11 protein-coding genes are annotated in these 13,500 nt (G+C 63.6%); 7 read left to right on the top strand and 4 right to left on the bottom strand.

Features of this window, described 5'->3' with window-relative positions; genetic code table 11:
* Positions 1–248: 248 nt before the first annotated feature.
* Positions 249–1,346 (bottom strand): AAA family ATPase, encoded by a 1,098-nt coding sequence (locus RA19_RS01275; RefSeq protein WP_039158823.1) that lies wholly within the window; start codon positions 1,344–1,346, stop codon positions 249–251.
* A 497-nt stretch (positions 1,347–1,843) separates the two neighbouring features.
* Between RA19_RS01275 and RA19_RS01270 the strand changes: the two genes are divergently transcribed.
* Complete coding sequence (locus tag RA19_RS01270) at positions 1,844–4,261, top strand: GcvT family protein (RefSeq protein WP_039158822.1); 2,418 nt, start codon at positions 1,844–1,846, stop codon at positions 4,259–4,261.
* A 178-nt stretch (positions 4,262–4,439) separates the two neighbouring features.
* Here the strand turns inward: RA19_RS01270 and RA19_RS01265 are convergent, their stop codons facing one another.
* From RA19_RS01265 to RA19_RS01255, 3 genes are all read right to left on the bottom strand, one after another.
* Entirely contained in the window at positions 4,440–4,826 is a 387-nt protein-coding gene (locus RA19_RS01265; RefSeq protein WP_039158820.1) for a type II toxin-antitoxin system death-on-curing family toxin, read from the bottom strand.
* On the bottom strand, positions 4,823–5,047 hold the full coding sequence (locus RA19_RS01260) for an AbrB/MazE/SpoVT family DNA-binding domain-containing protein (RefSeq protein WP_008558191.1): 225 nt from the start codon (positions 5,045–5,047) through the stop codon (positions 4,823–4,825). Before RA19_RS01260 ends, RA19_RS01265 begins: the two co-directional genes overlap by 4 nt.
* A gap of 81 nt (positions 5,048–5,128) precedes the next feature.
* Complete coding sequence (locus tag RA19_RS01255; RefSeq protein ID WP_039158837.1) at positions 5,129–6,016, bottom strand: LysR substrate-binding domain-containing protein; 888 nt, start codon at positions 6,014–6,016, stop codon at positions 5,129–5,131.
* A 222-nt stretch (positions 6,017–6,238) separates the two neighbouring features.
* Between RA19_RS01255 and RA19_RS01250 the strand changes: the two genes are divergently transcribed.
* Genes RA19_RS01250 through RA19_RS01225 form a run of 6 tightly spaced genes read left to right on the top strand, consistent with a single transcriptional unit; the run spans position 6,239 to position 13,496 of the window.
* Positions 6,239–7,591, top strand: a complete 1,353-nt coding sequence (locus tag RA19_RS01250) for an MmgE/PrpD family protein (RefSeq protein ID WP_039158818.1) — start codon at positions 6,239–6,241, stop codon at positions 7,589–7,591.
* 45 nt (positions 7,592–7,636) lie between these two features.
* Complete coding sequence (locus RA19_RS01245; protein ID WP_039158816.1) at positions 7,637–8,878, top strand: FAD-dependent oxidoreductase; 1,242 nt, start codon at positions 7,637–7,639, stop codon at positions 8,876–8,878.
* A gap of 1 nt (position 8,879) precedes the next feature.
* Positions 8,880–9,146, top strand: a complete 267-nt coding sequence (locus RA19_RS01240; protein WP_039125145.1) for a sarcosine oxidase subunit delta — start codon at positions 8,880–8,882, stop codon at positions 9,144–9,146.
* Positions 9,143–11,983, top strand: coding sequence for a 2Fe-2S iron-sulfur cluster-binding protein (locus RA19_RS01235; protein ID WP_039158814.1), 2,841 nt, complete (start codon positions 9,143–9,145; stop codon positions 11,981–11,983). The genes RA19_RS01240 and RA19_RS01235 overlap by 4 nt, the downstream gene beginning before the upstream one ends.
* Before the next feature lie 2 nt (positions 11,984–11,985).
* Complete coding sequence (locus tag RA19_RS01230; protein WP_039158812.1) at positions 11,986–12,531, top strand: hypothetical protein; 546 nt, start codon at positions 11,986–11,988, stop codon at positions 12,529–12,531.
* Positions 12,531–13,496, top strand: a complete 966-nt coding sequence (locus RA19_RS01225; protein ID WP_039158810.1) for a D-2-hydroxyacid dehydrogenase — start codon at positions 12,531–12,533, stop codon at positions 13,494–13,496. The genes RA19_RS01230 and RA19_RS01225 overlap by 1 nt, the downstream gene beginning before the upstream one ends.
* Positions 13,497–13,500: the final 4 nt, after the last annotated feature.

Here is a 13,500-nt window from a genome sequence, read left to right as displayed (position 1 = left end):
CAGTTCAGTTGGGGAGGCTCACAGCGCCGGCAGCGAGAAGCGTGGATCCCGTCGTTAGGAATTCCCGCCCTACTAGAAAACCTGTGTTGTTGTCATGAGTTTCTTCCTTACTTCAGCTTTGCCGCTGGACGTTCGCACACTTCAGCGAGCAGCTTCATGAGACACAACGCTTCACCTTTGAAATAGAGGATTTAATCAGGAGTAGACCGCTGTATTGAACGAGTTCGGCGGCAGGAGAAACCGCTGCGTCAATGGAGGATCCCAGCCTCCTCCATCGTTACACCACGAGCTAGCATCCGGATGACATGTCGCAAGTTCAGCTCCGCACAGCGTCCGGCAATTTCCAGCGTCTCGGCCACAGCTTCAACCGATGCCTGCGTCAATCCGCGCCGCCCGCCCTCACGGCGGGCAAAAGCGGCCAGCTGGGATACAGGAACCGGCGGGAGGCGGATAACCTCCAGGCGGCTTAGCAGAGGGGCTGGCAGAGTGACCAGGGTGTTGGAGGTAAGCACCCAGCTGATCCAGGACATGTCGAAACCTACCTGATAAAAGGGGCACTGCCACGAAGCCGCGGAAGATGTTTCCAGGAGGGACAACAGCCCCTCAGTCAGGCCGAAGCTGTTTCCTTTGGTCGAGGTCGCAACCCCGGCCTTTTCCACTTCATCCACAACAACCACCGGGTTCGCGATCAGATGTTTCAAGATCGTCATCAAAGGGCGTCCCGGCTGCGCGTTGGACCAGCCGCGTTGAGAGCCCACGATACCGAACGACGCCTGCTCCGCCGTCGCCTCCACACCACAGCGGGGCACGCCAAGTGCGGTGCTCAGCTGACGGGCCCACATGCTCTTTCCAATTCCCGGCGGTCCGTCTAGCAGCACCGGAGGCAGGCGGAAGCCCGCGTCACCATTGCGGACCGAGCGCCGCATCGACTTCCAAAGAAGATCTGTCGCGGGCGCCATCCAGGGCATGTCGGCATGAATTCCGGCGGCGATTTCATCCGCCTGATGCTCTGTCCGGATCCGGTTCAGCTCCACACCGTTGCGCAGAACCTCCAAGGCTCTCCGGTCGTCCAGCTTGAGGTGGGAGAGGCCTGCGGCCGCAGCCCGCCTTTCCGCTAGCCTACTCACCCGGCGATCTACTCGGTCCTGACCTTCGCGCCCGAGACCGACCTGCATCAATTCATTCTCCCACCGAAGACGGTCTTCAGGATCCTCAGGGTCCGGAGGCACGATACCCCTCTCGAGGGCGCGGCGCGTTTTCAGGAACCGCTGCAGGCGATGCCGTATTGCCCGCCGGTCTTTGTCGGCATTGTGGAACTCTGCTTCGATGAACTTGATCTTGGACATAGCTTGCCCTTTCCCGGCGCGTCGCGCCGTCTGGTTCCCGATTGCACACAGTGCGGTCGGGGAATTGCGGGAAAGAACCTGGCCAGGTTTGAGCTTCAGTCCTGCTCAAAACCGCCGTTTCAGTCAACAGGAGGAGCTGAAGTCCGAGGGGGACACGTGTCCCCGCAACAAGAAAAACGCGGAAATCACCTAAGCTATTGTTTTAAAACAATACCACTGCCCGAAGTTCGGACGATGGCAAACAATCTCGTGTCGGAATGGCAGAAAACCCCCACCAATGGCAAATATTTCATGGGTCCGACAACTGCCGCGCAAACCCCGCTTTCAAGCCATGGGATCAGGCCGCAAATGACCTCGAAATTCCGGGGGCATTGGGTTTGAATTCTTCACGGGTCATCTTGTACCCCCGCCGCTAGGGTCGCCGGGAAGGATACAGCGGCCCTCCCCAGCCTGCAGGGGGGACCGTTTCCAGGCACGCAGGCAAGGGAACATGACGCATGAAAACCCATGCACAGGCAGTTGTTATCGGCGGCGGACTGGTCGGCTGTTCGATCCTCTACCACCTGGCCAAGCTCGGCTGGACCGACGTGGTTCTGCTGGAGCGCGACGAGCTGACCGCCGGCTCCACCTGGCACGCGGCGGCCAATATCCACGGCCTGCACGACAACAACAACGTCACCCGCATCCAGCACTACACCATGAACCTCTACAAGGAGCTGGAAAAGGAAACCGGCCAGGGCTGCGGCGTGTTCCAGCCGGGCTCGCTGTACCTTGCCAAGACCGAAGAGCGCGAGCACCAGCTGCGCCTGCAGGAAGCGAAGGCGAAATACTATGGCCTGAACTTCCACGAAGTCAGCCGCGAGCAGGCCAAGGAACTGCACCCGCTGGCGCAGTTCGACGACATCCGCTGCATCATGTATGAACCCGATGGCGGCAATGTGGACCCCTCGGGCGTGACCATGGCCTATGCCGCCGGCGCCCGCGCCATGGGCGCCGAGGTCGAGCGTTTCTGCCCGGTGATCGGCACCGAACAGCAGCCCGACGGCTCCTGGATCGTGAAGACCGAAAAGGGCGACATCCACACCCAGTGGGTGGTCAACGCAGGCGGTCTCTGGGGCCGTGAAGTCGCTGCCATGGCTGGCCTCACCCTGCCGCTGCAGCCGACCGAGCACCAGTATTTCGTGACAGAGACCATCGACGAGGTCGCCAACCTGGGCCGCCGCCTGCCCTCAATCGCCGACCGCGACGGCGAATACTACTTCCGCCAGGAGGGCAACGGCTTCCTGATCGGCGCCTATGAAAAGGACATGCGCTTCTGGGCTGAGGAGGGCACGCCTTGGGACTTCGCCCATGAACTGTTCCCCGACGATCTGGACCGGATCATGGAAAACGTGATCCGCGCGACCGAGCGCGTTCCTTGCGCCGAAACTGCAGGTGTGAAGCGTGTGATCAACGGCCCGATGATCTGGTCGCCCGACTCCAATGCTATCTGGGGCCCGGTGCCCGAGCTCAAGAACTACTTCTGCTGCACCGGCATCATCCCCGGCTTCTCGCAGTCCGGCGGGTTGGGCCTGCTGGCGGCCCAGTGGATGATCGAGGGCGAGCCGCAATACGACATGTTCGCCTGGGATCTGGCGCGCTTTGGCGACTGGGCCGACAAGAAGTTCACCAAGGCCCGCGTCGAGGACCAGTACGCGCACCGTTTTGCCATCCATTTCCCGAACGAGGAACGCAGCGCCGGCCGTCCGGCCCGTGTGCGCCCTGCTTATGAGATGCAAAAGGAAATGGGCTGCGTCTTTGGCCTGAACTGCGGCTGGGAACACCCCTTGTGGTTCTCCGGCGTGCCCGGCACCACCGACACCAACAGCTTCACCCGCCAGAACTGGTGGGAGCCGGTTGGCCGCGAGGTGAACATGCTGCGTGAAAACGTCGGTGTGATCGACATCTCGAACTTCGCCAACTACATCATCAAAGGCCCGGGCGCGTTCGAGTGGCTGGACAAGCTGGTTGCCAACAAGGTTCCGACCGAGGTGGGCCGCTCCTGCCTGACCCCGCTGATCTCGGTCCGCGGCGGCGTGGCCGGCGACTTCACCATCACCAAGGTGGCGGACGACGAATACATGATGGTCGGCTCGGGCATGGCGGAACGCTATCACCAGCGGTTCTTCAACATGGTCGAACTTCCGGAAGGCACCACCTTCGAAGTTGCCACCAACCGCATCGCGGGCTTCAACGTGGCCGGCCCGAAATCGCGCGACATGCTGCAGCGGATGACCAATGCGGATCTGTCAAACGAGGCCTTCCGCTTCATGCGCTCGCGCACCATCGAGGTCGGCGGCGTGGAATGCCTGGCGATCCGCGTGTCCTTCACCGGCGACCTGGGCTGGGAACTGCACTGCGCCGAAGAGGATCAGGTCAAGCTTTACTCTGCCCTGCTCGCAGCGGCCGCAGAGTTCGACGGCGGCCCGGTCGGCGGCCGTGCTCTGGGATCTTTGCGGATCGAGAAGGGCTACGGCTCCTGGGGCCGCGAGTACAGCCAGGAATACTGGCCGCAGGAAGTGGGTCTGGCCGGTCTGGTCAAGCTGGACAAGGACTTCCTCAACAAGGAAGCCTATCTGAAGGTCAAGGACAACGCCCCGCGCGAAGTGCTGGTCGGGTTCGAGATCGACGCGGTGAACAACGCCGATGCCTCCGGCGGCGAGCCGGTCTTCACACCGGACGGCAAGCCGGTGGGCCGGGTCACCTCGGGCGCCTATGGCTACTCGGTCGGCAAATCGCTGGCACTGGGATACGCCAACCCCGAGACCGCCAAGCCGGGGGATGAGGTCGAAGTCTACATCCTGGGCAAGCCGCATACGGCGCGGATCCTGGAAACTGCTGCCTTTGACCCCTCGGGCGCACGTCTGCGGGCCTAAGGTCAGCTCAGCAAGACAGCGGGCCGCCTAATTAGGCGGCCCGAAATGACTCGGGAAGGGCAATACCCGTCCGCAAGCGGAAGCAAAGCGCCCGCCCATGGGGGCGGACGGGCGCAGCCCGGCCTGCAACCGGGCGGGGCATGGTTGCAAAGAACCCGCAAAACTAACCCGAGATGAGCTAGATCGGTTGCATCCCGGCGGTCAGCCACTCTGCAAAACTGGCCTCATCCACATCTCCAGTGGCAAGGTCTTCCATCATCCTGACCCCTTCAACCGGGTCAGGGCGGAACTGAAAGCCGTTGAGGCGCAGGAAAGTGACCGCGGTCACAAAGGCGGTCCGCTTGTTGCCATCGACAAAGGCATGCGCCTTGGCGATCCCAAAGGCATAGGCAGCAGCCACTTCAGCCACACCGGCATCAGAATAGGCCGCCAGGTTCATCGCCCGCGCGCAGCCCATCTCCAGCAAAGCCTTGTCGCGCATGCCTGCGGCACCGCCATGGCGGGCAATCTGGCGGTCATGGATGACAGTCACCGCGGCCAGCGGCACCCATGTGTAGCGGCTCACGCCAGCGCCTGAAGCAGGTCGCGGTTCTCATCCATCACGATCTCAGCCGCGGCCAGCGCCTCAGCCACCGAGGGGTCATGCGCCATCACCTTGAGGCTGCCGTCATCTCCGCGTACCACAAACAGCGTATCGCCTTCTTTGGCGTCCAGCATGGTGAGCATCTCAGTCGTCAACGTGATGACGGCAGAGTTTCCGACTTTTCTGATCTTGGTCTCAATCATGGCAGGCCTCGCGTATATATACCCGTATATACGCCGACCATCGCAAAATTTCAATGCCGCCCGTATGCGGCGGTTAACACGCTACAACTCCATCTCTGCAGCGGCCTTCAGCAGCCAGCTCTTGAAATGCTTAACCGAGGGTGTCGCCGCCTTGTCCTTGAAGGTGGCGAAATAGGTCCAAGGGCAGTCGAGGTCGAAATCAAACGGCTCCACCAGCCGCCCGTCCGCCACATGGCTCCGCACCAGCGATTTTGGCAGCACCACGCAGCCAAGCGATTGCACCGCAAATTCCAGCCCCATGTTGGAGGAGTTGGTCTGCAGCCCGCCTTTGTGCTCGATCCCCGTAAGCCCATAATGCTTGGCAATTTTCTCCCAATAGATCGGGCGGCCAAGGATGTGGATCAGCTTGGCATCCGTCAGCTGCTCGGGGCGGGTCATCGCCTCGCCGCCGACCCGGTAGTCCGGCGAACACACCAGCGCCAGTTTCTCGTCCCAGAGCTTTACTGCCGACCCTACCACGTCATCCACGTGGTTGATAGTTATCGAAATATCCGAGACATTAGTCTCCACATCCACCCAGATGGTGCTGTGAATGGTCAAATCGATGTCCGGATGCACCTTGGTGAAATCCTCCACCACATGGATCAGCCATTTCTCGGCCAAGCTGACCGGGCATGAGATCACCACCTCGCGCTTGTGGCTCTGCGAAATCAGCAGCTGGGTGGCGCTGTCGATTTCCTGCAGCGCATGGCGGACCGAGGGCAGATAGGCCTCGCCCACATCGGTCAGCGACAAGGACCGCGGGTGGCGCACAAACAGCGGCCGGCCGATGAATTCCTCCAAGCTGCGCACGTGGTTCGACACCGCCGACTGGGTGCAGTTCAGCTCATCAGCTGCGGAGGTGAAGCTCAAATACCGCGCGGCGGCCTCAAACGAACGGAGAAAGGTCAGATGGGGGAGATTCTTCATCATGGGTCCGGCAGCGGTTTCGGGGGCCATGTTCCCATGCTTTGGATTGCACCGCAATTCCTTAGAGTTAGCGCCCCGGGAGGGTCAGAAAACGACGTCTATCACTGCTTTCACGAAATATCCCGAGGCTATGACCCATCTTAATTTGTGTGTCACTTGGCCCCGCACCCCCTACCCTGACGCGAGAGATTTGCCCCGACCCGCATCTGCCAGAGAGCCGCCATGACCGCCACCTTCGACCGCGCTGCCGATTTCACCTTTGACCTCGCCCCCGGCGACCTGCCGGAAACCACCCGCGAGGCGGCGGCGCTGATGTTCCTGGATACCATCGGCATCACCATCGGCGCAGGCCCCATGGAGGCCGGCCGAATCGCCCGCGAAACTGCAGTAGCGCTTTACGGCTGCGGCGAAGAGGGCCTGGGCGCGCGGATGATGTTCGACGGCCGCAAGGTGAGCGTCGCAGGCGCCGCCTATGCCTCCGCCACCGCCACCGACAATCTGGACGGCCACGACGGCTATTACCCGACCAAAGGCCACATCGGCGTAGTGGTGATCCCGGCGATTGCGGCGCTGGCGGAAACCGTACCGGATTTCTCCGGCCCTGAAGCGCTGGCCATCACCACTCTGGGCTATGAGCTGTCAGGCCGGGCGGCGCTGTCTCTGCACAACACCGTCAGCGACTACCACACCTCGGGCGCCTGGAACGCGCTGGGGGTGGCTGCCATGGCCGCCCGGATGCGCGGCCTCAGCCGTAAGCAGCTGCGCGAGGCATTGGGGATTGCCGAATACCACGGCCCCCGCAGCCAGATGATGCGCGAAATCGCCAACCCTTCGATGCTGCACGACGGCTCTGGATGGGGCGCGATGGTCGGCATGTCCTCGGCGATCCTGGCGGAAAAGGGTTTTACCGGCGCGCCCGCCATCACCATCGAAGAAGACCGGGTGGCCGAATACTGGGAAAATCTCGGCAGCTTCTGGCAGATGGAGCACCAGTATGTGAAGCCCTACCCGATCTGCCGCTGGGCCCATGCCCCGATCGACGCCGTGCGCCAGGTGATGCTGGACAACAATCTGACCCACGAGCAGATCGCCAAGATCCACATCAACACCTTCCACGAAAGCGCCTGCCTCTACCCCGGCATCCCCTCCACCACCAGCCAGGCGCAGTATTCGCTGCCCTTCGCGGTGGCAACCCAGGCCGCATACGGCCGGATCGGGGTTGAACATATCTCCGGCGAAGGCCTGAACGATCCGCTGGTTGCCTCGATCCACGAGCGTATCTCGGTTTCCGAGGCGGCGCGCCACTCGGTCCGCTTCCCGATGTGCCGGGTCGCCGATGTGGTGGTCACCCTGACCGACGGCCGGGTGATCGAGTCCGGCGATGTGCATGCCCGCGGCGGCCCCGAGGCACCGCTCACCCGCGATCAGGTGGTCCAGAAGTTCATGGAATTCGCCTCGCCGTCCCTGGGCGAAGCGCGCGCCGGAGAAATCCGCGACGCGGTGCTGGGCTTCACCAGCGAAGGCAGCAAGTTCTCGGACCTTGGCCGCCTGATTTACGACGCGCCTGCCAACTAACACCCACTAAGCCCGGCCAAAACCGCGGCATTTGAAGGACCGGCCATGCCCCTCCGGCTACTGAAATACGGGTTGTCCAAGGACTACCCGGTCACCGGCGATATTCCGGCGACCCCCGATCTGAAACCCTCTTACGACGTGGTCATCGTCGGCGGCGGCGGCCATGGCCTCGCCTGCGCCCACTACCTGTCGAAGTACCACGGCATCACCAATGTGGCGGTGCTGGAAAAGGGCTATCTGGCCGGCGGCAACACCGCCCGCAACACCACCACCATCCGCTCCAACTACATCACCAAGGAGGGCATCGCTTTCTACAAGGAAGGCGTGCAGCTCTATGAGGAGATGAGCGAGGAGCTGGACTTCAACGTGATGTTCAGCCAGCGCGGCCAGCTGACGCTGGCGCATACCGAGGCAACCCTGCGCTCCTTCCATCTGCGTGCCGAGATGGGCAAACACGCGGGCACCAACATCGAGGTGGTTGACGCCCAGACGGTCAAAGAGCTGTCGCCGCATCTCAACATGGACGAAGGCGGCCCGCTGGAGATCATCGGCGGCCTCTGGCATTCCGACGGCGGCACCGCCCGCCATGACGCGGTGGCCTGGGGCTATGCCGCGCAGGCCTCACGCCGGGGTGTTGAGATCCACCAGCGCACCGAGGTCGAGGGCTTTGATATCGAAGCCGGAAACATCACAAAGGTCCGCACCAACCGCGGCACCATCAGCGCCGGCCAGGTGATGATCGCTGTGGGCGGCATGAACTACGACATGGCGCTGAAGGCCGGTGTCGAACTGCCGATCCGCTGTTTCCCGCTGCAGGCGATGGTCACACAGCCGCTGAAGCCGTGGCTTCACACGCTGGTGAGCTCCGTCTCCTTGCACACTTACCTGGTGCAATCGTCGCGCGGCGAGATCGTGATCGGCGGCGGCTCGGACCCCTATCAGCTTTACTCCACCCGCTCGACGCTCGACATGAAGGAGCATTTGGCCGAGGGCGCCACCCACCTGTTCCCTTTCCTGCACGGAGTGCGGCTGCTGCGCCAATGGGCAGGCATCACCGACATGACACCGGACTATTCGCCGATCATGGGCGCGAGCCCTCTGAAAAACCTCTGGCTCGACTGCGGCTGGGGCACCTGGGGGTTCAAGGCAACCCCGGTGGCCGGCAAATACATGGCCCAGACCATCGCCAATCAGAAGGTCGCGCCCATGCTGGAGCCCTTCACCATGGAACGCTTTGCCACCTTCGACCTGCTCAACGAAATGGGCGCCACGGCTGCGAGTCACTGATATGAAGATCCTGACCTGCCCGATGAACGGGCCCCGCAACATCAACGAATTCCAAAGCTTCGGGCCGCTCAAAGCCAACCCCGACCCGGAGACCACCTCCGACCAGGACTGGGCCCGCCACCTGTTCCGCGCCGACAACACGCGCGGCGTGATCGTCGAATGGTGGCGCCATGTGCCGTCGAACTACTTCTTTCTAGCCGAGCGCAACGCCACCACAAACGAGGTGATCCGCACCTTTGACCCGTCTGAGCTGGAGGCCGCCCAATGACCCGCCTCCCCGCACCCTACGGCTCCCGGATCAACCGCGCCAAACCTGTCCGGTTCTCCTTTGAGAACAAGCCTTTCGAAGGTTTCGAAGGCGACGTCATTGCCTCCGCCCTGGCCGCAGGCGGCCAGTGGATGCTGTCGCGCTCGTTCAAGTACCACCGCCCGCGCGGGTTGATGTCGATGGCGGGTGCCGAGGCCGACACGCTGGTGCAGCTGCCCTCTGATCCCAACGCCCAGGCCGATCTCACCCCGGTGACCGAGGGCCTGAAGGTCACCGCCCAGAACGTGAACGGCTCGCTGGAGAACGACCGCGACGCCTTCATGGACAAACTCGGCCGCTTCATGCCGGTCGGCTTCTACTATCGCACCTTCATGGGCCCGGCGCGCTCCAGCTGGCTGAAGCTGTGGGAGCCGCTGATCCGCAAGAAGGCAGGCCTCGGCGTCATCGACCTGAAGGCGCCGCATCAGGATTACGAGAAAGCCAACCTCTACTGCGACGTGCTGGTGGTCGGCGGCGGCCATGCCGGGCTGGCGGCGGCTATTGAGGCTGCACAGGGCGGCGCTGACGTGATCCTCGCCGAGATGGAGCCGGAACTGGGCGGCGCCCTCACCTACCGCCGCGGCAGCGATGCCATGCTGCACGATCTGCTCTACCAGGCCCGCAAGCTCCCCAACCTCCGCCTGATGACCGGCACCACCGTCAACGGCTGGTTCGAGGACAACTGGCTGCCGCTGATCCAGGGCCGCAAACTGTTCAAGACCCGCGCACAGGAAGTGATCCTCGCCACCGGCTGCATCGAGCAGCCTGCGATCTTCCGCAACAACGACCTGCCCGGCGTGATGCTCGGCTCTGCCGCGCAGCGGCTGATGCGGCACTACGCCGTCAAGCCCGGCAGCCGCGCCGCAATGATGGCCGCCAATCCCGACGGCTACCGCGTGGCACTGGACCTTTTGGAGGCCGGCGTCGAAATCGCCCTCCTCGCCGACCCGCGCCCCGGCGGCAGCGGCGGGGGGCTGGCCGACGACCTCCGCGCCAAAGGCGTGCGCATTGTGCAAGGCCAGTTTGAGGAAGCCCGCGGCAAATCCCATGTCTCCGAGGTGAAAATCGCGGGCGAATGGGTGCCTTGCGACCTCGCCGTGGTCTCCGTGGGCTACGCCCCGATGTGGCAGCTCCCCTGCCATGCCGGCGCCAAGCTCGGCTATGACGAGGACACCGCGCAGTTCTCGCTGACCCTGCCGGATGCGCCGATTGGTGCAGCGGGCGGTGTGGCTGGCCTTTTCGGCGCCGAGGCAGTCGCAGCCAGCGCCCAATCCGCAGCCCAAACAGCGCTCGCCCGCCTCGGCAAGGACACCCGCGACATCGCGCCGGTTCCGGACAGCGAAGCCTCGCTTGCCAACTTCGAACTCCCGGTCAACGCCAACCCCAAGGGCAAGGATTTCATCGACCGTGACGAGGATCTGCAGGTCAAGGATCTGCAGAACGCGGTCAAGGAAGGCTACAGTGAGCTGGAGCTGGTCAAGCGCTTCTCCACCGTCGGCATGGGCCCCTCGCAAGGCCGCCACTCGGCGCTCGCCACCGCCCGCACCGTCGCCAAGGCCACCAGCCGCAAGGTGGCCGAGGTCGGAGTCACCACCGCCCGCCCGCCCTTTGCCCCTGAAACCCTGGGCGTGCTCTCGGGCCACCACCACCCGGCCGAGCGCCGCTCTGCCCTGCATCAGGAGCACATTCGCCTCGGCGCCGACATGCGCCCCGTGGGTGCCTGGCGGCGGCCCTATTTCTACGGCCCCAAGACAGACGCCAAACGGCTGATCGAGGAAGAGGTTCATGCCGTCCGCAATGGCGTCGGCGTGCTGGACGTCTCCACCCTCGGCGGGCTTGAGGTCCGCGGCCCGGATGCGGGCGAATTCCTTAACCGCATCTACACCATGGCCTACAAGAAACAGCCAGTGGGCCGCTGCCGCTATTGCCTGATGACCAACGAGATGGGCACAGTGATCGACGATGGCGTCGCCTACCGCCTGGCCGAGGATCTCTACTATGTCACCGCCACCACGGGTGCTGTGGCGCGGGTCTACTCCGATATGCTGTTCTGGAACGCCCAGTGGCGGCTGGATGTGGATGTGCTGAACGTGACCGCCGCTTTCTCCGGCTTCAACATCACCGGCCCCAAAGCCCGCGCCATAGTGGAGGCGCTGGAAAGCGATATCGACTTTTCGCGCGACGGCTTTGCCTATCTCGACGGCCGCGAGGGCACGGTGGCCGGCGTCCCGGTCCGCGCCATGCGGATCGGTTTCACCGGCGAGCTAAGCTATGAGCTGCATTGCCCCTCGACCTACGCCAAAACCCTGTGGGATGCGGTGATGCAGGCAGGCGTAACTCACGGTTTGCGCCCCTACGGGCTGGAGGCCAGCCGCATTCTGCGCCTTGAAAAAGGGCATATCCTGATTGGCCAGGACACCGACGCGCTGACCTCCCCGGATGAGCTGGGCTTTGGCTGGGCGGTCTCCAAGACCAAGCCGTTCTTTGTCGGCAAACGCGCCATCGAGATGCGCCGCAACAAGGGGCTGCCTCGCAAGCTGGTCGGCCTCACCTTCGACGGCCCCGACGTGCCGGGCGAAAGCTGCCTGGTGCTGAAGGACGACATTCCCGTCGGCCACGTCACATCGGTCCTGTGGTCGCCGACGCTGAACACCCATATCGCCCTGGCCTATGTGCATGGAGACGACGCGGCCGAAGGCACCCCCGTCACGGTGAAATGCCGCAATGGCGCCCGCGTCACCGCGCCGGTGCGCGGCCATGCCTTCTTTGACCCGGACAACAAACGGCAGGAGCTTTGACCATGCGCCTCTACCCGCTGGACCCGCAAGGCGCCGCCGAAGGCACGCCGCTGATCACCGGCCCCGTCTCCTTGCGCGACGACAGCCGCACGCCGCGCTTCGGCCTCAAAGGCCGCGGCACCGTCAGCTTCCTGCAGGCGCAAGGCTATGAGGTGCCGGAAGTGAACCGTATTGCAAACGGCCTGCTGCGTCTGGGCCGCGAGGAAGCGGTGGTGCTGAACCACCCGGAGGACCTGCGCACCCGCTGGGATGCAGCCGCAGCACCAAAGGGCTATTATTCCTGGCGGGAGGAAACCTGGGCGATGATGCACCTGTCGGGTCCGCATCTCTTTGACTTGATGGCCAAGATCTGCCCGGTGAACCTCGCCAACGGCGCGTTCGCTCAGGGCGAGATCGCCCAGACCCGTGTCGGCTATGTCGAGGCGATCACCTGGCGCGACGACCGCGGCGGCCCCGGCTTTTCAGTGCTGTTCGACATCGCCGCCACCGCCTTCTTTGCCAATGCCGTGGCCACCGCAGCGGGCGAGTTTGAAAGGGAGACCGCATAATGAAATCCCCTGTTGTCATCCTGCACACCGACAATCCCGCCCCGGCGCGCGAGGTGCTGGCCAAGGGCCACCCGGACCTGCTGATCCACACCTGCGACACCTACGAGGGCCTGCCCGCCATGGTCGCGGAAACCGGGGCCGAGGTAGTCTATTCCGTGCGCTTCAACGGAACCCCGACTTTTCCGCGCCAGGCTTTGCTGGACGCTTCAAGCGTCAAATGGGTCTCGGTCGGCGGCTCCGGCACCGACCACATGAACCCCTGGGACCCGGCGGCACTCACCGTCACCAATTCAGCCGGCGTCGCCGCCGACATGATGGCGCAATATGCGCTGGGGGCGATGTTCCACTTCAGCCTCGGCCTGCCTGCCTTCCGCGCGGCGCAAGCCCGGCGCGAGTGGCTGTCGGCACAGGTCGAACCCATCGACGGCAAAACAGTGCTGATCATCGGCCTCGGCAAGACCGGCGAGGCGGTGGCGGCGCGGTCCAAGGCTCTGGGGCTCAACACCATTGGCGTCCGCGCCCGGCCCAAGGACACACCCAATATCGATGAAGTGCATGGCATGGACGCCCTGCCCTCCCTCTGGGGCCGCGCCGATTTCATCGTCACCTGCGTGCCGCTCCTGGACAGCACCCGCGGCATCGTGGGTCCGGACGCCTTCGCCGCGATGAAAGACACAGCGGTTATCATCGACGTCTCCCGCGGCGGGGTGATCGACGAGGCGGCCCTTCTAGCGGCACTCGACGCAAATCGCATCCGCGGCGCGGCGCTGGATGTCTTCACCGTCGAGCCGCTGCCCGCAGAACACCCGCTCTGGGCCTATGAAAACGTCATCATCACCCCGCATTGCTCCTCTGTCTACCAAGGCTGGGATTTGAAATCGGTGGAGATGTTCTCCGAAAACCTGATGCGCTACCGCAAAGGCGAAGCGCTGAGCAATATCGTCAATCCTGAAAGGGGATACTGAAGTC

Source organism: Leisingera sp. ANG-M1, assembly GCF_000813745.1.
Lineage (GTDB): Bacteria > Pseudomonadota > Alphaproteobacteria > Rhodobacterales > Rhodobacteraceae > Leisingera.
The sequence above is the reverse complement of the archived record's forward strand: the minus strand, read 5'-3'. Positions and strand labels throughout refer to the sequence as shown.